26 protein-coding genes and 1 pseudogene are annotated in these 24,789 nt (G+C 65.7%); 14 read left to right on the forward strand and 13 right to left on the reverse strand.

Annotation, left to right across the window (positions count from 1 at the left end; all coding sequences use genetic code 11):
• Window positions 1-50 precede the first annotated feature (50 nt).
• The 3 genes from RBB84_RS19540 to RBB84_RS19550 are packed head-to-tail and all read right to left on the reverse strand — an operon-like array spanning window position 51 to window position 1,529.
• Entirely contained in the window at window positions 51-212 is a 162-nt protein-coding gene (locus RBB84_RS19540; protein WP_154676754.1) for a hypothetical protein, read from the reverse strand.
• Window positions 213-255: 43 nt separating this feature from the next.
• On the reverse strand, window positions 256-1,134 hold the full coding sequence (locus tag RBB84_RS19545) for a permease (protein WP_048896368.1): 879 nt from the start codon (window positions 1,132-1,134) through the stop codon (window positions 256-258).
• A complete protein-coding gene (locus RBB84_RS19550; RefSeq protein WP_048896403.1) occupies window positions 1,131-1,529 on the reverse strand; it encodes a metalloregulator ArsR/SmtB family transcription factor in 399 nt (132 codons plus the stop codon). Before RBB84_RS19550 ends, RBB84_RS19545 begins: the two co-directional genes overlap by 4 nt.
• 131 nt (window positions 1,530-1,660) lie before the next feature.
• Here RBB84_RS19550 and RBB84_RS19555 point away from each other — a divergent pair, with 131 nt between their 5' ends.
• From RBB84_RS19555 to RBB84_RS19565, 3 genes are all read left to right on the forward strand, one after another.
• On the forward strand, window positions 1,661-2,143 hold the full coding sequence (locus RBB84_RS19555; protein WP_350246550.1) for a GIY-YIG nuclease family protein: 483 nt from the start codon (window positions 1,661-1,663) through the stop codon (window positions 2,141-2,143).
• A 264-nt stretch (window positions 2,144-2,407) separates the two neighbouring features.
• A complete protein-coding gene (locus RBB84_RS19560; RefSeq protein ID WP_350246551.1) occupies window positions 2,408-3,019 on the forward strand; it encodes a hypothetical protein in 612 nt (203 codons plus the stop codon).
• On the forward strand, window positions 3,016-3,576 hold the full coding sequence (locus RBB84_RS19565) for a hypothetical protein (protein ID WP_350246552.1): 561 nt from the start codon (window positions 3,016-3,018) through the stop codon (window positions 3,574-3,576). Before RBB84_RS19560 ends, RBB84_RS19565 begins: the two co-directional genes overlap by 4 nt.
• 452 nt (window positions 3,577-4,028) lie before the next feature.
• Here the strand turns inward: RBB84_RS19565 and istB are convergent, their stop codons facing one another.
• Window positions 4,029-4,850 (reverse strand): IS21-like element helper ATPase IstB, encoded by an 822-nt coding sequence (gene istB / locus RBB84_RS19570; RefSeq protein WP_068158116.1) that lies wholly within the window; start codon window positions 4,848-4,850, stop codon window positions 4,029-4,031.
• Entirely contained in the window at window positions 4,847-6,202 is a 1,356-nt protein-coding gene (locus tag RBB84_RS19575; protein ID WP_068158111.1) for a helix-turn-helix domain-containing protein, read from the reverse strand. The genes istB and RBB84_RS19575 overlap by 4 nt, the downstream gene beginning before the upstream one ends.
• Before the next feature lie 169 nt (window positions 6,203-6,371).
• Here RBB84_RS19575 and RBB84_RS19580 point away from each other — a divergent pair, with 169 nt between their 5' ends.
• Both RBB84_RS19580 and RBB84_RS19585 read left to right on the forward strand, forming a co-directional pair.
• Window positions 6,372-6,971: a hypothetical protein gene (locus RBB84_RS19580; protein ID WP_350246553.1), complete on the forward strand. Its 600-nt coding sequence runs from the start codon at window positions 6,372-6,374 to the stop codon at window positions 6,969-6,971.
• Window positions 6,972-7,633: 662 nt separating this feature from the next.
• Window positions 7,634-8,109 (forward strand): annotated as a pseudogene (locus tag RBB84_RS19585) (SOS response-associated peptidase family protein).
• Between the two features lie 223 nt (window positions 8,110-8,332).
• Here the strand turns inward: RBB84_RS19585 and RBB84_RS19590 are convergent.
• On the reverse strand, window positions 8,333-10,117 hold the full coding sequence (locus tag RBB84_RS19590) for a helix-turn-helix domain-containing protein (protein ID WP_350246555.1): 1,785 nt from the start codon (window positions 10,115-10,117) through the stop codon (window positions 8,333-8,335).
• Between the two features lie 201 nt (window positions 10,118-10,318).
• Here RBB84_RS19590 and RBB84_RS19595 point away from each other — a divergent pair, with 201 nt between their 5' ends.
• Window positions 10,319-11,536 (forward strand): acyl-CoA dehydrogenase family protein, encoded by a 1,218-nt coding sequence (locus RBB84_RS19595; RefSeq protein ID WP_350246556.1) that lies wholly within the window; start codon window positions 10,319-10,321, stop codon window positions 11,534-11,536.
• Between the two features lie 59 nt (window positions 11,537-11,595).
• Here the strand turns inward: RBB84_RS19595 and RBB84_RS19600 are convergent, their stop codons facing one another.
• Together RBB84_RS19600 and RBB84_RS19605 are read right to left on the reverse strand one after the other, a co-directional pair.
• Window positions 11,596-12,183: a helix-turn-helix domain-containing protein gene (locus RBB84_RS19600; RefSeq protein ID WP_350246558.1), complete on the reverse strand. Its 588-nt coding sequence runs from the start codon at window positions 12,181-12,183 to the stop codon at window positions 11,596-11,598.
• A 126-nt stretch (window positions 12,184-12,309) separates the two neighbouring features.
• Window positions 12,310-12,759, reverse strand: a complete 450-nt coding sequence (locus RBB84_RS19605; protein ID WP_350246560.1) for a limonene-1,2-epoxide hydrolase family protein — start codon at window positions 12,757-12,759, stop codon at window positions 12,310-12,312.
• Window positions 12,760-12,956: 197 nt separating this feature from the next.
• On the opposite strand from RBB84_RS19605, the gene RBB84_RS19610 reads away from it, so the two are divergent.
• The 4 genes from RBB84_RS19610 (at window position 12,957) to RBB84_RS19625 (ending at window position 16,030) form a co-directional block, all read left to right on the forward strand.
• Window positions 12,957-13,283 (forward strand): hypothetical protein, encoded by a 327-nt coding sequence (locus tag RBB84_RS19610; protein WP_350246561.1) that lies wholly within the window; start codon window positions 12,957-12,959, stop codon window positions 13,281-13,283.
• Window positions 13,280-14,041, forward strand: coding sequence for an SDR family NAD(P)-dependent oxidoreductase (locus tag RBB84_RS19615; protein ID WP_350246562.1), 762 nt, complete (start codon window positions 13,280-13,282; stop codon window positions 14,039-14,041). The genes RBB84_RS19610 and RBB84_RS19615 overlap by 4 nt, the downstream gene beginning before the upstream one ends.
• A complete protein-coding gene (locus RBB84_RS19620; RefSeq protein WP_350246564.1) occupies window positions 14,038-14,784 on the forward strand; it encodes an SDR family oxidoreductase in 747 nt (248 codons plus the stop codon). Before RBB84_RS19615 ends, RBB84_RS19620 begins: the two co-directional genes overlap by 4 nt.
• A 61-nt stretch (window positions 14,785-14,845) precedes the next feature.
• Window positions 14,846-16,030, forward strand: a complete 1,185-nt coding sequence (locus RBB84_RS19625; RefSeq protein WP_350246566.1) for a thiolase family protein — start codon at window positions 14,846-14,848, stop codon at window positions 16,028-16,030.
• Between the two features lie 66 nt (window positions 16,031-16,096).
• Here the strand turns inward: RBB84_RS19625 and RBB84_RS19630 are convergent, their stop codons facing one another.
• The 4 genes from RBB84_RS19630 to RBB84_RS19645 are packed head-to-tail and all read right to left on the reverse strand — an operon-like array spanning window position 16,097 to window position 19,412.
• Window positions 16,097-16,579 carry a Zn-ribbon domain-containing OB-fold protein gene (locus tag RBB84_RS19630; protein ID WP_350246568.1) on the reverse strand — a complete coding sequence of 161 codons (483 nt, stop codon included), beginning with the start codon at window positions 16,577-16,579 and terminating at the stop codon, window positions 16,097-16,099.
• A complete protein-coding gene (locus RBB84_RS19635) occupies window positions 16,576-17,760 on the reverse strand; it encodes a thiolase family protein (RefSeq protein ID WP_350246569.1) in 1,185 nt (394 codons plus the stop codon). The genes RBB84_RS19630 and RBB84_RS19635 overlap by 4 nt, the downstream gene beginning before the upstream one ends.
• Before the next feature lies 1 nt (window position 17,761).
• A complete protein-coding gene (locus RBB84_RS19640) occupies window positions 17,762-18,901 on the reverse strand; it encodes a hypothetical protein (RefSeq protein WP_350246571.1) in 1,140 nt (379 codons plus the stop codon).
• 46 nt (window positions 18,902-18,947) lie between these two features.
• The gene (locus RBB84_RS19645) at window positions 18,948-19,412 is read right to left on the reverse strand and encodes a MaoC family dehydratase (RefSeq protein WP_350246573.1); all 465 of its coding nucleotides are present in this window, start codon (window positions 19,410-19,412) and stop codon (window positions 18,948-18,950) included.
• Between the two features lie 166 nt (window positions 19,413-19,578).
• Here RBB84_RS19645 and RBB84_RS19650 point away from each other — a divergent pair, with 166 nt between their 5' ends.
• The 4 genes from RBB84_RS19650 to RBB84_RS19665 are packed head-to-tail and all read left to right on the forward strand — an operon-like array spanning window position 19,579 to window position 23,448.
• Window positions 19,579-20,802: an acyl-CoA dehydrogenase family protein gene (locus RBB84_RS19650; protein WP_350246574.1), complete on the forward strand. Its 1,224-nt coding sequence runs from the start codon at window positions 19,579-19,581 to the stop codon at window positions 20,800-20,802.
• Window positions 20,799-21,929 (forward strand): acyl-CoA dehydrogenase family protein, encoded by a 1,131-nt coding sequence (locus RBB84_RS19655; RefSeq protein WP_350246576.1) that lies wholly within the window; start codon window positions 20,799-20,801, stop codon window positions 21,927-21,929. The genes RBB84_RS19650 and RBB84_RS19655 overlap by 4 nt, the downstream gene beginning before the upstream one ends.
• Window positions 21,929-22,684 (forward strand): SDR family oxidoreductase, encoded by a 756-nt coding sequence (locus tag RBB84_RS19660; protein ID WP_350246578.1) that lies wholly within the window; start codon window positions 21,929-21,931, stop codon window positions 22,682-22,684. The genes RBB84_RS19655 and RBB84_RS19660 overlap by 1 nt, the downstream gene beginning before the upstream one ends.
• A 23-nt stretch (window positions 22,685-22,707) precedes the next feature.
• Window positions 22,708-23,448, forward strand: a complete 741-nt coding sequence (locus tag RBB84_RS19665) for an SDR family NAD(P)-dependent oxidoreductase (protein ID WP_350246580.1) — start codon at window positions 22,708-22,710, stop codon at window positions 23,446-23,448.
• 114 nt (window positions 23,449-23,562) lie between these two features.
• Here RBB84_RS19665 and RBB84_RS19670 read toward each other — a convergent pair whose 3' ends face one another.
• Window positions 23,563-24,771, reverse strand: coding sequence for a bifunctional 3,4-dihydroxy-2-butanone-4-phosphate synthase/GTP cyclohydrolase II (locus RBB84_RS19670; protein WP_350247691.1), 1,209 nt, complete (start codon window positions 24,769-24,771; stop codon window positions 23,563-23,565).
• Window positions 24,772-24,789: the final 18 nt, after the last annotated feature.

Below are 24,789 nucleotides of genomic sequence, written 5' to 3' on the forward strand. Positions count from 1 at the left end.
AGACAGTGATGGGGCTGCACCCTGTGGTGCAGCCCCATCGATTCGGTATGTCAGTTGCCGTCCGTGTCCTCGCTGTTCGGCGCTGAAGAGGCAGCCGTCTCGGTGGGTGTTCCCTGCTCGCTCTGGGGCTGGTCGTCATCGTCGGGCACGATCTGGGCCCCGCAGCAACTGCTGTCCTGCTTGCGTGCGGTGAAGAGGTCCTTGAGTCCCATGGTTGCTTGTTCTCCTCGTGTGGTTGGGAATGTGGTGGTTGGGTCAGGCGATCAGTGGGATGAGGTAGCCGGCGGCGATGGCCGTGCCGATGACAGTGACCACGAAAGTGACGACCAGTCGGGGCTTGAACAAGGCGGTGAGCATCGAGATCTCGGGGATCGAGGCTCCGGCGCCGCCGATCATCAGCGCGAACACTGCACCTAGCCCCATGCCGGTCGAGCTGAGGGCCAAGCCGATGGGCAGCATCGTCTCGATACGCACGTAAAGCGGAACGCCAAGCACGGCGGCCAACGGCACGGCCCACGGTTTGTCGTCGCCAGCGACCGCGGCGAGTTGGTCCTGAGACACGAAACCGTAGATAAATGCACCGACCGAGACACCCAGCACCATCGGGACGAGCAGCGGTCTCAGATCGGCCCAGGCCTCGCCGAGTGCGGGCCGGATCTCGTTGCGCAGGCCTGCCCAGGGGTGGGGGGTGCTGTCGTCGCCGACGACCTTGACTCGCTTGAGCTGGCTGGCCATGCCGAGTCGTTCCCATACTAGGGGGGCGAGCAGGGACCATGCGGCGGTGACCACCGTGTAGACCAACGCGATACGCCAGTCGAACAGCAGCACCACCCCGGCCACGATGATGGGATCCAGCAGCGGTGACGAGATCAGGAAGGTCATCGACGTCCGGAACGCCACCCCCGACTTCAACATCCCAGCCAGCACCGGCAGCGTCGAACAGGAACAGAACGGCGTGATCGCCCCCAGCAGTAGCCCCTTGAGCGGGCCGGGAAGGCGCCCATCGGCCATCCAGCTCTGGATCCGATCCGGCCCGAACCGCCGGTTCACCAGCGCAACGAGCACCGAGATCAGCGAGAACAGGACGAGCAACTGGACCAGGATCAACCCGAAGGTCTGTACCGCATGAATCACCGCGCAGCACCCTCAGTCGATGCCTGACCCTCCCCTGCTGGGGCAGTGCAGCACGCCTTCTGTCCCTCTGGAGTGAGAGTCGCCAAGTGAGCGAGCCACTGCACCGGCGCCGCCAACTGCTCACAACACAGCGCGTAGATGTTGGACCGGCCCTCGGCCCGCACACTGATCAGCTGCGCTTGCCGCAAGGCTGCCACATGGTGACTCACCAGCGCCTGGCTCAACCCGGTGGCCTCCTGCAACTTCTTGTTCGAGCACGCCCCCGCCGCAAGCGTCAGCACGATCATCAGTCTGTTCTCGTCTGACAAAGGCTTCAACAACGGAGCAAGCATCCGCGCGTGATCCCGCGCCGACAGGTCCGTGCGCGGCAGGGCAACATCCAGTGAAACTGTCATACCCACACTATAGACAAGCGTGGCCTTCTGTCACAAGTGGCGACTTGTCTATCGATCAACGTGTCCGGTCAGTACAACTAGCCACCGAACGCGCCAAGCTGGACAAAGAGTTGGCGCACTACCAATCGGCCTTGGCTACGTTGGAGGCCAACGGTGACAGTGCGGCTGCCGAACGCCTGAGGACCAAGCTCGCTGACGTCCAGCGCGCAATCGATGACGTCGACTATCGGGCAGCGAACATCCGCGCCGGGTACGTCTACGTCATCTCGAATATGGGTGCCTTCGGGATCAACATGGTCAAGATCGGGATGACCCGCAGGCTCGACCCGATGGACAGGGTGCGTGAACTCGGTGACGCATCGGTGCCGTTCCGATTCGACGTGCATGCCTTGTTCTTCTCCGAGGATGCGGTGACCGTCGAAGCCGAACTACACGAAACATTTTCCGAACGGCGGGTCAACAAGGTGAATCCGAGGCGCGAGTTCTTCTACGACACGCCGGAGGATGTCCTCGAAGTGCTGCGCCGGCACGTCGGCGAGGTGCTTTCGTTCACCGCCGAACCCGAGGCGGAGGAATACCTCCTCAGCATCGGAAAGAAGGACGCCGCGTTCTAACCGGTGGACTCTGAAGCGGCGACGACGGGCAGTTGGAGCTGTCTCGGATACGTCTGCGCGCCTGCCATATCGACCACGCAGTACTCGCTGGCGGGAGCTTTCCATACCGGGACGGTCGCCGTGACTCACAATGAGCGCAGCTCACACCTGGTCGTCGACATCTCCAGGCGCTTGACGGACCTGGTGAGGTGATGTCACCTCCCGAGGATGCTCGATCGAGATGCTCGAACCGTTTTCCGATAACTGGACTTGGTCGTCGGCACGATGACTGCCGCGAAGCAGCAGGAGGCCGCGATGACCGCTGATGTGCTCGCTGCGCTTCCCGAGGGTGCCCGCATGCATGGCCTCGAGTTCCGGATGAAAAGCCCGGCCTCGCTGGCCCGCAAGCTCGCCGACCGTGTCAAGGCCGCACCGTTCGCCGAGCCGGAACGGATCGTGGAGAAGATCACCGACGTCGTCCGCTACACCGCGATCTCGCGTCCCGAGCAGGTCGTCGCCACCGCCACTGCGGTGGCCGCTCGCCTGTCGGACCGTGGTTGGACGGTGATCGAGGCCGAACAGTCCTATCTCGACGGCAACCAGTACAAGGGTCTGCACATGCTCGCCCGTCACCCGGACGGGCTGGTCGCCGAGTTCCAGTTCCACACCGAGAAGTCGCAGCAGGTCAAGGACGACACCCACCTCGACTACGAGCGAGCCCGCGACACTCGCGTTCCCGCTCAGGAGCGGGCCGCGCTGGTCGAGAAGATGACCGCCCGCTGGGCGCAGGTCCCCACCCCACCCGGACTCACGGAACTGTCCGAGCTCGGCGGTTGCCCGGTCACCCCGAAGAACTACGCACCACGGAAGATGAATCGCGGAAGGGACACATCATGAGCCTCTACACCGTCAGTTACCTCGGCCAGGATCAGTGGCTCGCCTACGAGGACACGCAGGCCGCCCGGATCTACGCCTACGTGCCAAACCTCGGCCGGTTCGTCCTGCACCGCCAGCTCGGCCAGGACTTCTACTGGGATAACGAACTCGACTGGACCCCGGTCGACGCAGCCGCCGGCCACGGACTCGTCGAGGCCGGGCAGCTCGGCCGACTCGACGGCCGCCGGCACCGTGACCTGCTCGACGAACTGACCGCGGAATCGGACTGCCACACGATCGACGAGGTGTTCGGCGCCCAGCCCGTCCCCGAGCGAACGCCTACGCCGCAGGAGTTCGCCGCGGCCAAGGCCAACGTCCTCGTCAGGACAGAGCCGGGTACGTGGATCACCTACAAGGTCTACGCCAGCGGGGACGGCCACATCGCCAGGGTCGCCGCCCGCGACCTCGGCAAAGGGAAGGTCGTCGCCTTCAAGAAGTGCGGGCTGGACCATATCCGGTCGCGTGTCACCCCCACCGCCGACGGACGCCTCGCCGTCGAGATCGCCCGAACAGCCTGAACCGTCCCCGTGGCGAGGGAGCACATCGGGCGAGCGGAGGCCGTGTCCGGGCGAGCCAGCGGTCGGCTACTCGCGCAGGATCTGGCGAATCCCCTCCGGGGTGACGGCGTGGCGCTCTGCGAGACTGCGGACAGCAATCCTGCTGCATGGTCCGCGCGAATCTCCTCGTCGCGCCGCACGTTCGGGGTTTCGAGCTGAGTTGCCAGAACCGCGGTCCAGGCCCGCGAATTCGTCGGAGCAGGTGGCGAGGCTGTAGCCGCCGGGTGGAAGGAGCTCCATCAGCTACCGGCCGATCCGCTTCCTTGGTTGCTGGTCGCCACCTGCAACGCACTGTCGGAGACTCGCCAGCGCGATATCCGACAGATCAAAGGATGGAGCGAGTGCTCAAGGCTGATGAGGCTCAGCGAAGGTGCTCGCTTGTGCTCGTCGAAAGTGCCCACTCGTGGGCGGGTTCACTGTAGCGGTTGCCGGGTGCCGGTGGTGGCTTGACGGAGCTTTTCCGACCGGGCGTGGTGATCACGCAGCCGGTAGGAATCCCCGTCGAGGTTGAGTACCACCGATCGGTGCAGAAGCCGGTCGAGCATCGCGGCGGCGACGGTCGTATCGCCGAGGACCTCACCCCACTCTCCGACACCCCGGTTGGTGGTGATGATGATCGAGGTCTTCAGATAGCGTTGCGCGACAACCTGAAACAGTGCGGAGGCGGCCTCGCCGGGCAGGGGTAGGTAGCCGAGTTCGTCGATCACCAGCAGCGTCGGGCCGGCGTAGAACCGCATCGTCGTCGCCCACCGGCCTTCGATCGCAGCGCGATGGCAGCGGGCGGCCAGATCGGCGGCGGTGGTGAAGTAGGTGCGATAACCGGCATGCGCGGCCGCCCGCGCCAAGCCCACCGACAGGTGGGTCTTTCCGACCCCCGGCGGCCCGATGAGCAGGACGTTCGTCGCGGTTTCGAGGAACCGGCAGGTGCCCAACTCGGCGATCAATGCCCGATCGAGGCCGGGGGCGGCGTCGAAGTCGAAGTCCTCGAGACAGGCCGGGGTGGGCAGGCACGCGAACCGCAACCGCCCGGCGAGGCGGCGGGCTTCGGTGGCGTCGACCTCGATCGACAGCAGCTGTTCGAGCGCTGCGGTCATCGACAGACCGTCCTTCTGGGCTCGGTCGAGCACCGACGGCAGCGCTTCGGCAGCGTCGTGCAACTTGAGCGTCGCCAAGTGTCCTCGCAGACGCTGATAAAGACTTGCCGAGGTCGCGGTGGTGTCGGGGGTGGTGGTCATACGAGGGTGTTCCTTCCGCGGGCTGCGCGCTCGTAGGCGGCCAGGTCGACCACCGTCGATCGCGGTGTCGTCGACGGTGGGTGGCGGTCCGTGGTGTTGGTGCGCAATGCTGCTGCCGCAGTGAGCGCCTCGGGTCCGGGTGGGATGCGTTCTTTGCGGCGGTGCGGTCGGCCTCCGGCCGCGGCACCGGCCATCGCGGCCTGTTCAAGGGCGTGAACGTGGCCGTGATCGCGCACCACGGCGCCGGCCCCGTCCGGCGCCAACCGGTGGCGGGCGACGGTGATCTGCGAGGCGGTGACGATGTCGATCACCTCGTCGCCGAGCTGCCGGGTGACGGTGACCTGCGCTGCGGCCAGTTCCGGGGGCACCGAGTAGCGGTTGCCGCGGTAGGCCACCAACGCCTGCCTCGAGACGGTGCGCGGTTCGCTGAGCACCACCGGATACGGACTGCTCGGCATCGACGTCAACGGTTCCCGGTCGGCGACGGTGCGCACCGGGGCCTTGCCGTCGGCGGTGGCCCGCATCCGGGCATCGGCGCGTCGACTACAGAATTTGTCCACGCTCGCCTGGGCCTGCTCGACGGTGAGCTCGTCCGCCACGGTGCGCCACCATCGCTGGGCCGCAGTGTGATTGGACTTCTCGACGACACCCTTGCGATTGCCGGACCGCGGTGGGCAGATCGCCACCAACACGCCGTAATACTTGGCGACCCCGGCGAAGGAGGCAGTGACTTTTCCGCTGTCGGGGTAACAGACCGTCGACATTCGATCGAATCGCCAGGTGTGGGTCAGGCCGCCGAGTTTTCGGCAGATCCGGTCGAGGCCGTCGATCAGATGCGGCTGGGTCATGGCCGGGGCGAGCACCCCGCGCCACCGACCCGAATGCGCGAGCGATCCGACCAGCAGATATGCGGTCTTACCCCAGCCCCACGAGGCGGGTGGGTTCGGCAGCTCGACCCAGTCCCACTGGGTTTCCGCCCCCGCCGGATGGTCGATGACCGCGTTGGGGCGGTCGGTCGCGCACGCGCAGGCTTGGCAGACGGGCCGGAGCTTGCGTTGCCGGATCTGGCGGGTCAGCGTCTGATACGAGGCGGTGTAGCCGAGGTCTTCGAGTTCGTCGCACAAGGTCCGTGCCCACAGATGCGGATCCTCGGTCAGACGAGCGGTGACGTAGTCGACGAACGGTTCGAACGGATCCTCACCAGCGGGTTTACGGATGCCGGGGGTGGTGGTGCCGTTCAGATAGTTGCGGATCGTGCGCCGGTTTCGGCCGGTGTGCCGGGCGATCGCCGAGATCGTCCAGCCTCGTTTGTGCAGTGCGTGGATCTCCACGTCTTCCTCCCATGTCAACATGAGAAAGCGGTCTCCTTCGGGGTGCTGGTGCGTGGTCAGAGACCACCAGCATCGAAGGAGACCCGCCCTCATCGGCGGAGCCACACGGGTGAGCACTTTCGGTGAGCAGGTCTGAGCAGGATCAAAGAGCGCCATCAAGGCCAGCCTGTTCCGGCGTACCCCGTCGGGAATGGAACTCACCGGGGCCGGCGAAAAGCTCCTGGAGCTGGCAACCGACATCCTCAGCAGGGTCGATCGAGCCGAGGAAGTGATGCGTGCGCTGTTTATGGGGCGGCCGGCGTACACGGTGGCTTGCCTCGACACCACGGCGCACTTCATCATTGCACCCTTCATCGCGGAGACCTCGGCGCCCATTGTGGACGTACGCACGGTGACGCCCAACGACGTCTACACCGCCCTGGACAAGAACGTCGATCTCGCCGTCAGCACACATGCCCCGCCCCGTGAGCGATCAGTCCTAGAACTGGTCGACATACCGATCACCGCACAATTCGCTCAAGTTCCGGATTGGGCCCGCAACCGCCACGCCCTGGAACTCGAACTGCTCACAAACCAACGCATCGTGATGCCAGGCTTCGGAAGCGCCGTGGAAGATGTCGTGGTGGGTGCCTCCAGCCTTCTCGGAGTCAGCCTGGATCTCGCCCACATCACAGGCACCGGGACGATTGCACAAGCCCTTGCCGCCGCCGGGGTGGGGGCGCAGTGGTCACGGAACCCCCGCGCTTCGGGCTACATCAGATTCCTCTGTTCGCGATGGGAAACCCTCTGACAGTAAGGATGTACGCGGCATGGGACCGTGAGCACTACGCGACAGAGGGCATACGCACCATGGCGGTGAATCTTCAGGCATGGCTGCACAACCGGACTCCCTGGACGTACCTGCAGACCGCATCACAGGACTGACGCGCACACAGCAGATCGCCATCCCGCCTGATCATGCACTACAGCAGAAGGATTCGCTGATTGTCGCCGCCTCGTTCAGGCCAACCCAGGTGCCGTCACACTGGGTCTGCCAACAACGGCTCAAGGCTCACGGTCAGTCGATGAGTTGCACTTCTGTGCGCGATCGAGAACCGATTGCCAGCGCCACGTCTCTACGGACGGGCGGTTCCGTTGCTCGGCGGCATCGACCCGGACACCGGACAGCCCCAGCGGGGCTTGATCGACTACCGCAGCTACTTCGACGAGACCGCGACACCGATCCGGGTGCCGCCGCAACTGGTCCGCACATCTCATCACTGGATCGGACCCCCCGAACTGATCGGCCGCGCCGGCGGCCACCCAGTGGCTCCGGAAGGGCGAGGGGACGTGTCATCATCAGATGTCAGACAGCAATTCGGGCGGATGGTGCGCGGCCTCGGACTCGACGAGGTCGGCCGCGGCGCGCGCCTGCTGGGACGATGTCGGGTTCGACAGCGAGGGGAGCGGGCAGTGTGTGGCCGATATGCATCAACGGGCAGCCGTGCCGAGTTGGTTGCGGCGTTCGATGTGACCGAGACGGTCGGGAAGGGGTTGGCGCCTCGTACAACGTCGCCGACGCAGAAGGTGAACGTCGTCCTCGACCGCGCACCGCGTGAGGATCCGGATGCGGAGGCGAAGGATCAGGAGATCGGGTCGCGGATATCAACGCGCGGTCGGAGACGGTCACTCAGAAGCCCGCGCTCAAGGACTCCGCCTCGGCAGGCTCTCTGGACGTGCACCGCGCTGACCCGGCCGGCGACCGACGCCTCCAGCGGGATCCACGAACACTCGCCGGTGATGCTGCCGGAGACGTCCATGGCTCGATACTTCGCTGACCGACAGCGATGACGTCGACGCGCTGATCAGCCGATCCCCAAGCCGCATCTGGTGCCGTACGAGGTTTCAACCGCGGTGAACTCGCCTGCAATAACCGTCCGACTTGCTGACATCCGGGCATCCATGACCTGGCAGAGTCGACTGTTCACCGCCTCGATCGTGCTGGTGTTGGGGATTGCGGTGTGGTTCGTGTGCGGCGCTCCGTCGGTGTTCTGGGCTCTGCCCACCGATGCTGCGACCGGGGTTGGTGATCAGGCTGTGCGAACTCGGGCGGTCGACGGGCCGCGGCCGTCGCGCCGTAGCGGCAGATACCCCGGCGGCCCGCACTCGCCGTCAGAACGTTGATTCACCCAGGTCGATTCCTAGGGACCTTAGTTTTCGATAGAGGGTAGACCGTGCGATGCCGAGTGCTTCGGCCGCTCGGAGTTTGTTTCCGTCTGCGTTGTGGAGCGCGTTGATAATGGCGGTGGCCTCGACGCGTTCGATGGTGCTGAGTTGACGGCGGGCGGTTTGGATAGCGAGGTTGACGGGAAGGTCGCGGGATCCGATGTAGTCGAAGCGAGCGCTGGCTACGACTTGTCTGACGGTGCGCTCGAGTCCGGTTAGGTTGTCTGCCCATGTGACTCGGGAAAGGGCTTGTAGGGCGTCGGACATCCATCGGACGGAGTCACGACCGGTCTGAGTTACAGCTCTTTCGGTGAAGTGGGCGACGAGGTCGGGAAGATCGCCCATTCGGTCGCGTAGGGGCGGCACAGCGACGGTGGCGACGAACTGCGAGAGCGCCTCAGTATCCGCGTACCGCTGAGGTGGCGGTTCTGTCGACGTTCCGATGATCCGGGCTGCGTGCTGATGCTGTATCAGTGCGTTGGCGAGTTCTCCCGTTGCATTCTGCGAAAGCTGCTCGAGGTGCCGAATGATTACGGGGGTGCCGGGCTTGTTCAGTGCGTGCTCGACGTTAGCGATCCAGCGGGCGGGATCGCGCTGGCACTCTGCCGCGTCGAGCACCGTCGCGTGAGGACCTGCAACGGACTGGGCAATGGCGAATTTGCCGACGCCCGGTTCGCCGTGGAGCAGCATTGACGCGCCACCGCATCTGGTGATCCTCTCGGACATGGATTTCCATGCCAGTGTGGACCCGATGAGGCCGTGAAGGCTCGAAGGTGCCGGGAGAGGCCGGGTGCGGTTTGGATGTGATCGTGCGAGATTCATGACGATTCCAACGAGCGCGTCGGCGTTCGTGATGGGCCTACATCGCACGGTGGCTGTTGATCCGTCGCTCAGGACGAAGGGCGGGGGTGCCTGATCTGGCGCGGATGCGATTCGTGATGCGTACTCCCAGAGCATGAGTTGGTCGACCGTCCCGAGCATGCGTGCAGCGGCGGCGTTGGTGACCACGGTGCGTTCGCTGACCGCGACAACGGGATGTCGAGAGTCCCGGTTCTCGAGGAGGAATCCGCGCATCAACAGCTGCTCAGACTGGGTTGCCCCGTCGAGGAGCGCCGCCTCGATGGCGCGCACGATCTCGCTAACCCAGCCTAGCGCTGCTGGTGAGGTGTCCTGGAATCGGCAGATCAGGTTGATGCTGCCAATCACCCTGCGCAGGACGGGGTGGGTGACAACCATGCCCGCGGAGGTGTAGTCGACGAACTGGTCGCCGAAGTGCTCGGGTCCACGGACGAAAGCCGGGGTGCCGGTGATCAGTGTGCTGCCGCTCGTGGTTCCCAGCGTCGTCTCGGATACGAGGAATCCGGGCTCGACGTCGAGCCGGCGCAGTTCGGCGCTGAGTGTCGAATCGCCTGACCATTGCCGCAGGATGACTCCGGAGTTGTTGGTCAGGAACAGACATCCCGCGGTCATGTCCAGGCTGCCTGATCGCGTTGACATCACCGTGTCAGCAATGGACAACAGTCGGCTGTCCATGTCGTAGTCGATCTTGCTGCTCGGCTCGACATGATTGGGGTCAAGGCCGTATCGGACGCTACGTGCCCACGATTCCATGACAGCGGGCGACACCTCCCTGCCGAGCGTCGAGCGCCGCTCGCGGAGGAGTTCGCGGACTCGTTCGTCTACGTACCGGCTGGTCGTGCCACCTCGACGACCGTCTATGACCTGTGTCACACGGTCATTGTGGATGCGCTCCTGACGCAGTGTCAACAGTGCTGGGTGGAGCCGTCCGATTCTGGGACACCTCCTGTCGTCGGCCCACTCCTAGCGTCTGACTCGCACTGACCGAGAATCCGCCGGGTGGCAGCACAGCGCAGCTCGTCGGATCGGCCAATTGTTTTCCCGGTAAGTCATTTCAACATCAAGGAGTTCCCAATGGGCAACAAGCATGCTGTCGAAGTCACCCCGCAGGAGCGCGCGGACCTCGTGGCGCGGGCACGAGACCTCGCGGTGGAGTTCGACCGTCTCGGCAGGCAGGCGGACGAGGAGAACCTCTTCCCTTCCGAGCTCGTCCCTATGTACAAGGACAGCGGACTTCCGAGGTTGGTGATCCCGAAGAAGTACGGCGGGTTCGGTGCCGATGTCTGGACGACGGCGCTGGTGGAGAAGGAGCTTGCGTCCTACGGTGATCCGGGAATCACACTCTCGTTCAACATGCATCACGTCATGGTCGGCATCTTCCGGAACCTTCTCGACGAGCCTGCGCGGGAGCGCCTGTTCCGGAGGATCGTCGAAACCGGAGACATGCTGTCCGGAACGTTGAGTGAGGAACGCGCCGGCATCAGTGGCCTGTCCGACACAACCGCTGTCCCCGACGGAAATGGTGGGTGGACGGTCAACGGCAAGAAGAACTGGGCAACGTACGTCGAGAATGCCGACATCATCGCCTTCACTGCCGTCATCACCAATGACGACGGCTCGTTGCCCGACACCTTCTCCGAGCACGCCGATCGGGAAGCGGTGTTCGTCATTCCCGCCGCGAGCGCCGGCCTGAAGATTGACCGCACCTGGGACACCATGTCCATGCGTGCAAGCGGAACCCAGACACTGATTTTCGACAACGTCTCGGTGCCTGGCGAGGCGTACAGCGGCTCCTACCGCAACGGGCTCTTCGGCGAGATCGAATGGGCCTGTTTCCCTTTCGCTGGCGTCTATCTCGGAGTCGGCGACCGTGCACTTCGCCTGGCGACGGAGACTCTGGCGAAGAAGAACCTCGGCAGGACGCAGGAGGGGGAGCAGAAGGCCGTCCGCGATGTCGGGTACGTGCAGTACGAGCTGGGCAAGGCCTTGACCGAACTGCAAGCCGCCGAATGGGCTGTTCGAGGCACCGCCGAGGCCCTGTTCGAAGGCGCTGACGCGTCCTGGAACCCGCACGAGCGCCCTGCGCGGGTGGCAATCGGCAAGGTCGCCGCCACCGAGGCGGCGATTCGTGCCACCGATGTGGCGCTGCGGCTGGTGGGCGGAAGCGCAATCCGCCGCGGACTGCCCCTCGAGCGGGTGTTCCGCGACGCCCGGGCAGGCATCTATCACCCCGTCAACTCTGGGCAGACCTACGACATGATCGGCCGCGCCGCTCTCGGCTTCTTCGGCTGACCAGATCTGACATGCGCGACCGGTGCCACCGAGTGAAGCTCGGCGGCACCGATCGTGTCTCAGTCACTCAGGGCTACAACACCGCGCACCAGCAGCTCGAGAACATCGTCTTTGGACAATGTGTCGTGGTCGAGCCATTCTGACGTCGCGGCGCTGATCATCCCCTGAAATGCGCGGATTCGGGCACGCGACGCTTCCGAGGCAGGCATTGCGGTGACGGCGAGGATTCGGTCCTCCCACGAGGCCAGGCTGCCTCTGAGCAGGGCCGCGATCTCGTCGTCTGCGGATCGCTGCGCCCGCATCAGAGCAGTGAAGGTCGCTCGGTTCTCTTCGACGAGATTGAGCCAACGAGTGAACAATGCCCGCGCCGCGTCGGCAACCGGGGCGTCCCCCCGTGTGACGCTGCGCGGAAGGTTCGACGGCAGGGCAGAGAAACGGCGGAGCACCTCGAGGTAGAGGTTGCGCTTGTTGCCGAAGTGATAGTTGAGATTGGTGCGCGTGGTGCCCGCGGCGCGGGCCAACTCCTCCGTCGAGACGGAATCGTATGACCGGTCCGCGAACAGCGACTGCGCAGCCTCGATCATCCGCTCTCGACGATCGTCGGCCTCGAGCCGTACACGCCGATCGGGAGCATGGTTGACCGTCATAGGCACACCGTAGCGGTCCTGTTTGCCGGTCGCGGCCCCGGAGCATGCAGAAAGGGGGTCCAGCCGAGCGCCTCGACTGAACCCCCTTCTGCGTTACTCACCGTCTCGGCGGAACGACGAGTCGGTCTATCCACCGAGTGCGAAGTCGACCGCTTCCTCGAAACTGCGCAGGTCGAAGTAGTCACGCCAACCGGTGATCTTGCCGTCGCGGATGTGGAGGATGCCGGTGACGGGCAACTCGAACGACTTACCGGTGGGAAGGGCCGTCAGCAGGTCGACGCGCTCGGTGAACACCACGCCATCACGCGATGCGATGTAGAAGGTGTCAACTTTGTCGATACTCATCACCGTGAACAGGCCGGCGAGAGTTGCGTGGACGGCATCACGGCCGTAGGCGGCGGGCAGTGGCATGTTGTGGTACATCGTGTCATCGGCGAAGTAGGCGATGAGGCGGTCGGCGTCATTGCTGCTCAGCGCATCCATGAACTCGAGCACCAACGCCTCGTCGGCACCATGAGCGCGCGCCGCCTCCGACGATGCGTCGGCCCACTGGGGGCGTTGAATCGACTGTGTCACTTCACTCTCCTGTCTGCGGGTACTGCTCGAACAACCGCCAACGTATGTGTCGCCAGTCACATGCGGTTGTCCCAGATCGACACACATGGCCCGTTCGTTCGCAGTGGGCGTATCGAAATGCGACGACCGAGGTCCGGTGTTCGGTGTGAGGCTCGAAAGTATCAGCTCACAACCCGGGAGACAAGATGTACATAGCGGTGACGCCCACCGGACCGCCCTCCGTTCAGGAGCCCGAGGACTTCCGTCGCCTGTCGATCGTGGCAACTACCGGGCAGTCGCCGTCAGCGGTCCTCGACGCGCTTCTGTCGGCCAACCTCGCAGTGGTCGAGTCCACCCCCGAGACGATCAAGCTCGACGTGAGCGCGTTCCGGGACGCCGCCAGAGCCGCGCTGTCGGCCACACCCACCCCGGAATGGGAAACCAGCTTCGCAGCCATGCTCGACTACGCGCAGCACAGGGGCTGGTACCAGCCCGACACCGGAACTGTTGCAGCACACATCGAATGGACGGACACGACCCGATGAACATCACCTCCGACACCGTTGCTCTCGTCACCGGCGGTGCCTCCGGCCTCGGTCTGGCAACCACCACAGAACTCGTCGCCGCAGGCGCCCGCGTGGTGGCCCTCGACCTCCCCTCGGCGGATCTGAACGGCCTGCGCGACCTGGGCGATCGCGTCCGATTCATCGGCGCAGACGTCCGCGAAGCCGATCAGGTGGGGCCCGCGATCGACATCGCGGCCGGATGGGGAGACCTGCGGATCGTCGTCAACTGCGCCGGCATCGGCGATCCGGCTCGGACCCTGAACTCCAAAGGCCCGCTCGACCTCGAGCGCTTCCGACGGGTCGTCGAGGTCAACCTCATCGGAAGCTTCAACGTCATCCGCCTCGCGGCCCCCGCCATCGCCGCCACCGAACAGATCGGCGGCGAGCGCGGGGTGATCGTCAACACCGCCTCCGTCGCTGCCTTCGACGGTCAGATCGGCCAGGCGTCCTACTCCGCATCCAAGGGCGGCATCGTCGGCATGACACTGCCGATCGCACGAGACCTCGCGAGCAGACTGATCCGTGTCGTGACAATCGCCCCCGGGATGTTCGAGACGCCGATCCTCAAGGGGCTGTCGGACTCCGCACGCGCATCCCTCGAAGCTCAGGTTCCACATCCTTCGCGACTGGGTCGACCGGCCGAGTACGCGAACCTGGTACGCCACATCGCCGAGAACGCAATGATCAACGGGGAGACCATCCGCCTCGACGGCGCGATCCGAATGGCACCCCAATGAGCGCCGACGACGCCCGGGTCGCACTGGTCACCGGCGCGAGCCGAGGCATCGGCGCGTTGATCGCGCGCACCCTCGCCGAGCGGGGCTGGAACCTGACCGTCAGCGCTCGACAGCCAGAAGCCCTGCAAGGCTTCGCCCACGCTCTTGCCGCCGACACCGGACGCCGCATCGTCGCGGTGGCGGCTGACATGTCGGACGAGGCGGCGGTCGAACAACTCGCCCGCGAACACGTTGACGCGTTCGGCCGGACGGATGCGCTGGTCCTCAACGCGGGGATGGGAGCAATCGGGCGATTCGCGGAGTTTCCCTTGCGGCGCCTCGACAAGCTCTACGCAGTCAATGTGCGGTCCGCATACCAGCTTGTCCAGCAACTGCTTCCCACGATGCGAGCCACCGGTGGCCTGTCCTCCAAGGGAGCGCGCGTGATCGCGATGGCCTCGATGACCGGGATCAGCGCCGAACCCCTCAACTCCGCGTACGGCGCGACCAAGGCCGCCCTGATCTCTTTGTGCGAGACACTGACCGTCGAGGAGTACGAGCACGGTGTGTCCGGCGTGGCAGTGTGCCCGGGATACGTCGCGACGGACATGACCTCTGGTCTGGCGGACACGATCGCGCCGACGGAGATGATCACCGCCCGCGATGTCGCCGACCAGACCGTGGCACTGACCGAACTCGAGCGCACCGTGGTCGTCCCGCGCTTGCTGCTGACCCGTCCGGGCCCAAACCTGTGGCACGCCTGACGACCAGGCCCAAGCCCTTCTGAACAACCCACGAAGAAGACAGAGAACTAGGAGATTTCTCGTGACCATCGATGCTGTCATCGTCGACGCCGTACGGACCGGATCCGGCCGCGGCAAGCCGGGAGGTGCACTGTCCAGTGTGCATCCCGCCGACCTGCTCTCGCAGACCCTCGCCGCGCTCCTCGACCGCAACGACTTCGATCCCACCTTGATCGACGACGTGATCGCCGGCTGCGTGTCGCAAACGGGTGAGCAGGCCCTCAACATCGCCAGGACGGCGTCGCTGCGCGCCGGGCTTCCCGAGTCGGTGCCCGGAACCTCCGTTGACCGTCAGTGCGGCAGCAGCCAGCAGGCTGCGCACTTCGCCGCGCAGGGAGTCATCGCGGGCGCGTACGACATCGTCGTCGCGTGCGGTGTCGAGTCGATGAGCCGCATCCCCATGGGGGCGAGCTCGCAGGGACAGGACCCCACCGTCGGGCCGCTGTCCGACCGGTACCCGGACGGGTTGGTCAACCAGGGTGTCTCCGCCGAGCTGATCGCGGCGAAGTGGGGACTCGACCGGGCGACCCTCGACGAGTACTCCGCGCGCTCACATCGACTCGCCGCCGAGGCACATGCGACCGGTCGATTCGAGCGGGAACTGATTCCGATCACCCTGCCCGACGGCTCCATCCATCACGCTGACGAGACCCTGCGAGCAAGCACGACCGCAGAAGGTCTCGCCGGCCTCAAGCCGTCGTTCGCGCGGCCGGAGTTCGACGAGCGGTTCCCGCAGATCAACTGGTCGATCACGCCGGGCAACTCGTCCCCGCTCACGGACGCCGCTTCCGCGGTGCTGATCATGTCGGCGACAAAGGCGGCGGAACTCGGGCTGACTCCCCGTGCACGGTTCCACTCCTTCGCTGTCACCGGCAGCGATCCGCTGTACATGCTCACCGGGGTCATCCCGGCCACTCGCAAGGTTCTCGAACGCAGCGGCCTGAGCATCAACGACATCGACACCTATGAGGTCAACGAGGCATTTGCGCCGGTACCGCTGTGCTGGGAGAAGGATTTCGGCAGCGACCCGAAGAAGCTCAATCCGAGCGGTGGCGCGATCTCGCTCGGTCACGCACTGGGTGCCTCGGGTACCCGGCTGCTGACGACGATGGTCGGAAACCTCGAGCACAGCGGTGGCCGCTACGGGATCCAGACGATGTGTGAAGGCGGTGGTATGGCCAACGCCACCATCATCGAGCGGCTCTGAGCACCACCAGAGAACACGACTGTGGCCCCTCCAAACCGGAGGGGCCACAGTCGTACTCGGGTCAGGTCATACTGCCGGCTCGAAATGCGAGATGTCGAGGATCTGCCCGGTGCGCTCCTCTGCCCACACTGCCCGCACGCGGGAGCCGGACGGCAGCTGCGCTCGGATGCCCGCGGGATCGGAGAAGTCCAGACCGACGATGTAGTGCATCAGCAGGGTGTCGGCGCCGTCGAGACGGATTCCCCCGATGGCGTACGGGGCCTTCGGCCCGCCCCGGAATCCCTGCCACACCACGGTGTAGACAACGAGGTCGCCCTCGCCGCTGAGCTCGACCCACTCGTCGTTGCGCTCGAAGGAGTCCTCGCAATAGGCCTGCGGGGGGACGTACACCTTCGTCGACTTCGCGCCGGTGTTGGCGAGGATCTTCTTCTCCCGAAGCCCCTGCATGAACCGGCCCCAGGTCTGCCCGAGGTGGATGTCGTAGTCGAGATCCCAATGCACGGGGGTGGTGGTCACGGCCTGGTCGATGGTGCTGGTGGTCTCGCTCATGATGCGCGCTCCTCGGTTCGTTCAAATACTGCCAAGTTCTCGAATTGGAAGAAGGTTCCGCCGGTACCGTGTGCCAGTCCGGTCCGGGCACCGTCGACGCGGATCTCCTCGGGTGCATCACCCATTACCTGCCAGGCCACGTAGACGTACGGCGCGAGTTCGCCCGCGACTCCGGCGTTGGTGCACTTGGGGCCACCGGACAGGTTGATCGGCAGGCTTCCACCCTGGCGGCTCTGCGGTGACTTGATCAGCTCGACGCCCTGGCCGGCAGGGCACAACTGCAGGGCCTCGAGCTGCATCGGCTGCATGTGCGCATAGGGAGCGAACACCTCGACCACATCGAACTCGCGGTAGGGATCGCGGATTCCGGCCTTCGCGTACACCCGCCTCGCGAGCATCGCCAGGTTCTCCATCACGGCGAAGTCGCCCTTGCCGCCGCCGAGGTACGGGTCACCGGAGGTGCCCATCGCGCGGATCACCGCGGGGGTGGTCTTGAGGGAGCGCGCGGATTCCGCGGACGTCACCAGCATCGCGCACGCCGAGGTCGACACAGGGCACACCATCGGCTGGGTGAGGGGAGACGACAGCGGCGTACCGCCGACGACATCGTCGACCGTCAGGGTGTAGCGCAGGTGCGCGTACGGGTTACGCGACGCCTTCTCGTGATCTGCGACCGCGACGGCGGCCAGGTCGGCGGTGCTGATCTCGTGCCGCGCCTGGTAAGCGCTCGCGGCGAACGCCCCCATGTGAAACCCGCCCATTCCCAGGGGCTGCTCGACGACCATGGGGGAGTTGGTGTTGATCGCGGACTGCAGATCCTGCACACCATAGAACGTCGGGCCGCCGAGGACGAGAACCCGCTCGTGGGTGCCGGCGGCGACCATGCGCGCCGCGACCTGCATCAGGTTTCCGCCGGTAGTGCCGCCGGTGTTGACCACGGTCAGAGGGATGTTCGCGCCGAGGCCGAGGAACTTCGAGCGGTGCTTGCCGCCGAGCACAGTGCCCTCGAACCCGTCGATGTTGCCGACCACGATGGCATCGATGCTCTGCGGTGTTGCACCGGAGTGCTCAAGCGTCCGCCATGCAGCCTGCTGGCACAGCTCGATGTACGAGAACTGTTGTTTGCGTGGGGACGTGGCCTCGGTGATTCCGACGCCGGCGACCACTGCGTGTCGAGCCATCTCACACTCCCTGTACGACGAGAACGGTGCTGTCGAGTGCGACAGCACCGGTGACGGTGTCGACCGAATGCACCACCGCGGTCGTACCGGTGGACGACTCGCCGAGACGGTCGACGGCGTCCACGAGCCGCGCGGCGCCGTTGGCCAGGCCGGGATACACACCGGCTGCGGATCCCCAGGCGTTGATCCGGTCGGGAGCCAGCCCGTCCAGATCCAGTGCCTCCAGGAGGGGGTGGTACATGCTGGCGGTTGGTGCAGTGAATTCGACGAGGTCGATCTGCTCGCGGGCGACGGTGACGCCCGCAGTGCGGTATGCCGTGTGAGCTGCATGGCGGGTGGAGGCGCCGACGTCGGTCAACCACTGCGTCCCGCTCAGGTAGCCGCCGGTCCCGCGCCCGAACCCGGTGATCAGGGCATTGCGCCCGGGCAAGCGTGCCGCTCGGGCGGGCGAGGCGAGGACGACGGCCACGGCGCCAGCGCTGTGGGCAGGCAGCATCAGTTCGGTGAGGGCACCGTTCGCGCGCGGCGCAGCAAGGACAGCGGCTCCGGTGACCTGCTCCTGACGGGCCGACCGGGCGTGCCCGACCGACTTGTTGATCTCCGCCGCGGTCAGATCCGCCAACTCCGCGAGGGTGCGGTCGTTCTCCAGCGCCCACGCCGTGTGCAGCGCGTAGGTCGCCTCGGCGGTCAGACCCACCGGACGGGCGAAATGCGGGTCGAACGCCAGGTTCGAGATCTGCTCGACGAAGGCACGGCGTTCGGCGCCGTGCGCCGCGGTCTCCGGGTTGTACACACCGACAGCGACAGCCACTTCCACTTCGCCGGCAGCGATCGCCTCAGCCGCCGCGAGAATCGCTGTTCCCGAATCGGATTCGAGTCGGTACGAGTCGGACAGGTATCCGCCGGAGGCGGAGTTGGTCATCCCTGCCGAGATGCTGCGCCCGTCGAAGATGTCCATCGACGCGGTCACCGAAAGCCCGATGTCCTGCTTGCGCAAGGCCGCCTCGCTGAGCGCTCGGGAGACGACGTCGTAGACGAGTTCGTCAAGGACGGCATCGTGCTCAGGGAGGAACGGCGTCGAGGCCAGGCCCACAACGGCCACTGGTGCCGCGCGCCCACCCTCTGATCCGGTCACTGTCATGGGTAGTCGATCCTTCCGAGTGAATGAGTAAGAGGTTGTGAACCGATCAGTCGAGGAACCGATAGACCACGATCGCCACACAGACCGGCTTCGTGGCACCCTCGCGCTCGACCACTGCCTCGATCGCGACCTGGACGCCACCGGCAACCTCGGTTGCCGAGGCGATGGAGGCGGACAACCTGATCCGAGAGTTCACCGGCACCGGCGTGGGGAAACGAACCTTCTCCAGGCCGTAATTGACGACCGAGGACGCGCCGGGCACCGACAGTGCGTCGGCGACCAGCGGTCCGATCAGCGACAGAGTCAGGTATCCGTGCGCGATGGTGCTGCCATACGGGCCGGCTGCCGCACGATCGGCATCGACGTGAATCCACTGATGATCGCCCGTGGCGTCGGCGAATGTGTCGATGCACTGCTGGTCGACGACCATCCACTCCGTCGAGGGCAGTGTGGTTCCCACCGCGCTCACCAGATCGCTCGGGGTAGCGAACACCACCGGTGGTGTAGTCATTTTTCTTGGTCTCCGATCGTTGTCTCGCCCGACGACGGTAGTCAGCGAGAGCGGCACCGGATGTCGCAGTCTGCGTCACCACGACGTGTGTCAGAGCGCGACATCCGACCGGTGCCGATCCGTGTGAGAGTCAGCCCGACATCGCTGACAAAAGGATTCGATCCGAATGACTGACATGACCACCGGCGCCGCAGCGTCCACCGGCACACCCGTCACCGAGGACAGTCTGCCCAGCTACGTGGCGGATTTCCTGTCCACACACGATCCGGCTACCACCCCCCGGCTCGAGTTCCTTCGCGCCCGCTTCGATGCTGGGCTGGCGTGGGTCCAGTACCCGGTCGGTTGCGGCGGCCTCGGCCTCGACGTCGCCGCACAGGCCATCGTCGAGGCCGCCCTGGCAGAGGCCGGCGCCCCGGACAATGCGCCCCACCGCAACGTGATCGGACTGGGCATGGCCGCCCCGACGATCCTCGCCCACGGCACCGCGCAGCAGCAGCGCCAGTGGCTGCGGCCCTTGTGGACCGGCGAAGAGATCTGGTGCCAGCTCTTCAGCGAGCCGGCGGCAGGTTCGGACCTCGCATCGCTCGGCACGAAAGCGGTTCGCGACGGAGACGAGTGGGTCGTCAACGGACAGAAGGTCTGGACGTCCCTGGCACACGAGGCGAGCTGGGCGCTGCTGATCGCCCGCACCGACCCCACCGTGCCCAAGCACCGGGGCCTGACGTACTTCGTCTGCGACATGCGCTCGCCTGGAGTCGACGTCCGCGCACTGCGCCAACTCACCGGTGAAGCCGAGTTCAACGAGGTCTTCCTCGACAACGTGCGCGTTCCGGATATCAACAGACTCGGTGCGGTCGGCTCCGGGTGGAAGGTCACCCAGTCGACACTGATGAACGAGCGCGTCGCCATCGGCGCCGGAGCGGCGCCCCGCGAGGGCGGCCCGATCAGGTTCCTTGCGGACCTGTGGCGACAGGACGCAACCTCGCGCACGATCGGATCCTTCAAAAGCCTGATGCAGCTCTGGGTCGAGGCCGAGACGATGCGGCTGACCACCGAACGCCTACGCCAGCAGGCCGTGGCCGGAACCCCGGGCCCCGAAGGGTCAGGGTCCAAGCTTGCCTACTCACAACTTGCACAACGAGTCTCGAGCCTCGAGCTCGACATCCTCGGCGAACGGGGACTGCGGTTCGACGACTGGAGCTTCCGCCGCCCCAACCTCGACGAAGAGAGTGGCCGCCCCGCCGGCTACCGCTTCCTGCGCACCAAGGGCAACTCGATCGAGGGAGGCACCTCCGAGATCATGCGCAACATCATCGCCGAACGAATCCTCGGGCTGCCCGGAGAAATCCGCACCGACACCACCACACCTTGGAACGAGCTGCCCCGATGACCGACAGAATCGAACGCCCCACGATGGACCTGCTCTACTCCGAGCAGGAAGACTTCCTCCGCGAGACCATCCAGGACGTGCTGAGCAAGGGCTGTGAATGGACTTCTGTCCTCGCACTGACTGAGTCTGAGAGCACCATCGACCGCGAACTGTGGCACACACTGGCCTCCGAAGTCGGCGGAGCCGCGCTCGCGCTTCCCGAGAAGATCGGCGGAGCCGGTGCATCGTGGCGTGAGAGCGCAGTGGTCCTTGAGGAACTCGGGCGTGCTGTCGCGCCGGTGCCCTATCTGGGTAGCGCGGTCGTTGCGACCGTCTACGCGCAGAGTATCGGCGCCGACGACGTGCTCGCCGACCTCGCCTCCGGTGACACCGTCGCCGCGCTCGCCGTCTCCGCAGGCGCCCCGTGGTTCCGTCCGCCGGCGCACACGGTCACCGTCTCCAGCTCCACCCTCACCGGAACGGTAACGTCCGTCGCGGACGCTGCCGCGGCGGACACCTTGCTCGTCCCCGTCGGTGACGACACCTACCTCGTCGACACCTCAGCGGCAGGTGTCCACCTCACCACGGTGGTGTCCCTCGACGAGACTCGCCCGTTGGTCGACATCACGTTCGACGCGGCACCGGCCCGACGTCTCGACGGAACCCGCCCCGCCGGCGCCGCGACCGCCGTAGCCCTGCGCGCAGGCACAGCGCTGCTTGCGTCCGAGCAGCTCGGCCTCGCTGAACACTGCCTCGCGGCCACAGTCGAGTACCTCGGTGTCCGGCGCCAGTTCGGTCGCGTCCTCGGCTCCTACCAGGCTCTCAAGCACCGCCTGGCCGACTTGTGGGTGCAGATCAACCAAGCCCGCGCAGCGGCCCGATACGCAGCGGACTGCCTCGCCTCGGACAGTGACGATCTCGCCGTCGCTGCCGCCGTCGCCCATGCGTGGTGCTCGGAGGTCGCGGTGCACGCTGCCGAAGAGTACGTCCAGCTCCACGGTGGTATCGGATTCACCTGGGAGCACCCGGCACACCTGTACCTCAAGCGAGCGAAGAGCTCGATGCTGCTGTTCGGCGGTCCCGATGTTCACCGGACCCATCTCGCGAGCCTGATCGAACTTCCCCTCCCCACCCTGGAGACCATCTGATGACCGACTTGACCGGCCGCGTCGCAGTGGTGACAGGCGGCAACGGCGGTATCGGCCTCGGCCTGGCAGAAGGCCTCGCCGCCGCCGGCGCCGACATCGCCATCTGGGCCCGCAACACCGAACGCAGCGCCACCGCCGTCGAGACACTGCGCCGCCGCGGCGTCCGCGCGGAAGCAATCGCCTGCGACATCGGCAGCGAGGACGACGTCCAGCGCGCCGTTTCTGACACCGTCGAGCGGCTCGGCCAGATCGACATCCTCATGGCCAACGCCGGCATCGCCGACGAAAAGGCATACCTCGACACCTCGTTGGCAGACTGGCAGCGGGTGATTCGAACCAACCTGGACGGCACGTTCCTCACCACCCGAGAAGTCGGCCGCTACCTCGTCGACCGGGGCGAAGGCGGGGCCATGGTGATCGTCTCGTCCACCATCACTCGATACGGCGGAGCCGGCCAGGCCGCCTATGCGGCCAGCAAGTCCGGCACCAGCGCGATCGGCCGCACCCTGGCCGTGGAATTCGCACGCCACCGGATCCGCTGCAACATCCTCATTCCCGGCTGGGTCGCAACACCGATGAACGAGTACTTGCGCGAGAACGAACGTTTCGTCGAGGCGACGACGAAACGCACGCCGGTGCGGCGCTGGGCAACGCCGGACGAGTTCCACTCCGTAGCAGCATTTCTCGCCGACCCTTCCCTCACTTTCCACACCGGAAACGAAGTCGTCGTTGACGGCGGCTACACCATCTTCTAAACATCGGCACAAGGAGCCATCGAATGAATCTGACCTGTGACTTCTCGTCTAGAACCGTGCTCGTGACCGGCGCCGCTCAAGGTATCGGCAAGGCGATCGCCGAGTACTTCCTCGCCGCCGGAGCGCGTGTGGCGGCTGCCGACCGCGACGCCACCGAACTGGAAAATGCATGGGGTGCGCCGTCGGATTCCGTCCTGCCCGTCGCCATGGACGTGGCCGATCCTGTGTCGGTGGCATCAGGCGTCGGCATCATCGTCGATACCTGGGGCAGGGTGGATGTGGCCGTCAACAATGCCGGTATCGCCCGTGACTCGGTGGTGTGGAAGCTCACCGACGATCAGTGGAAGGCCGTTCTCGACGTTCACCTCGGCGGAACCTTCAACGTCACCCGCGCGGTGGTGCCGCACATGCGCACCGCCGGGTTCGGCCGCATCGTCAACGTCACCTCCTACACCGGAATGCACGGCAACGTCGGACAGGCCAACTACGCGGCGGCCAAGGGCGGCATCATCGCGTTCACCAAGACCGTCGCGAAAGAGACCGCGCGATTCGGCATCACGGCCAACGCGATCTCGCCGAACGCGGCTACTGCGATGGTGGCATCGATCCCGGCCGAACGCCTCGCCGAGATGACGGCCACTGTGCCATTGGGACGTTTCGCCGACCCGTCCGAGATGGCCGCTGCGGTTGCGTTCCTGGCGTCGGACGAAGCGAGTTACATCACCGGTGTGGTCCTGCCGGTCGATGGTGGTGTGTCGATGTAGCCGACCGCCGGTCACGCGGTGAAGAAGTGGGGGTGGTGCGAGCGAGACGCTCACACCACCCCCACTCTGCTTCCGCCCGCGTCGGCCTCGGAGTCGGCGCGGACGGTGGGTCTGTCAGTCCCCGACCGCCGGGGGTATGTCGAGCAGGTGGCCCATCCGGTCGCGCTTGGTGCGCAGATAGGCAACGTTCTCCGGTGTCGTGTGCACCGGAAGCTGGACCCGCTCGGCGATCTCGAGACCATAGCCGTCGAGCCCGGTGTACTTCTCGGGATTGTTGGTGATCAGTCGCATTCGGCGAACGCCGAGGTCGACGAGGATCTCTGCACCGATGCGATAGTCGCGGCTGTCGACAGGGAGCCCGAGCGCCTCGTTGGCTTCCACAGTGTCGGCGCCGTTCTCCTGCAGCGTGTAGGCGCGGAGCTTGTGGCCGAGCCCGATCCCGCGGCCCTCATGGCCGCGCAGATAGACCAGGACTCCGACCCCCTCCGCGGCGATGCGCCGCATCGACTCCCGGAACTGGACGCCACAGTCGCAACGCAGCGATCCGGCGAGATCACCGGTGAGACATTCGCTGTGGACCCGGACAAGTACACCGGCCGGATTGCTCGTGTACGACGACAGGTCGCCGATCGTCAGCGCGAGGTGCTCGGTCCCGTCGCCGGTGGCGCGGTACGCGTGGGCTCGAAAGTGGCCGAACTCCGTGGGCAGTTCTGCGTTGCCGGTGGCGATGACGGACGACTCACGTTCGCGCCTGTACTGGATCAGATCGGTGATGGTGACCTTGGTGAGGCTGTGCTCGGCGACGAAATCGTCGAGAGACCGGCCGGCGCGCATCGCTCCGGAATCCTCGACGATCTCTCCGATCACCCCGACCGTCGGCAATCCCGCCAGGGTCAGCAGGTCGACGGCCGCCTCTGTGTGCCCGGGGCGTTCGAGGACACCACCGGCCCGCGCGACGAGGGGGAAAACGTGGCCGGGCCGGCGCAGGTCCCCGGCGTGGCATCCAGGTTCGGCGAGGGCGCGCAGTGTCTGGGCCCGATCTGCTGCCGACACACCGGTAGTGGTGTCCACGTGGTCGACGGTGACTGTGAAGGCGGTGCTGTGCGAGTCGGTGTTCTCGCCGACCATTTGAGGCAGCGTGAGTCGGTCGGCGCGGGCTGCCGACATCGGTGCGCAGAGAATCCCGGTGCTGTGACGGACCATGAACGCGACCTGGTCTGTGGTGACGGTTGCTGCGCAACCGATGAGATCACCTTCGTTCTCGCGGCCGGGGTCGTCGACCACCACCACCAACTTGCCGGAACGAAGGTCCGACAGTGCCATCTCGATCGTCGATGTCGT

The organism is Rhodococcus sp. D-6 (assembly GCF_040256695.1).
In the GTDB taxonomy this organism is placed as follows: domain Bacteria; phylum Actinomycetota; class Actinomycetes; order Mycobacteriales; family Mycobacteriaceae; genus Rhodococcus; species Rhodococcus pyridinivorans.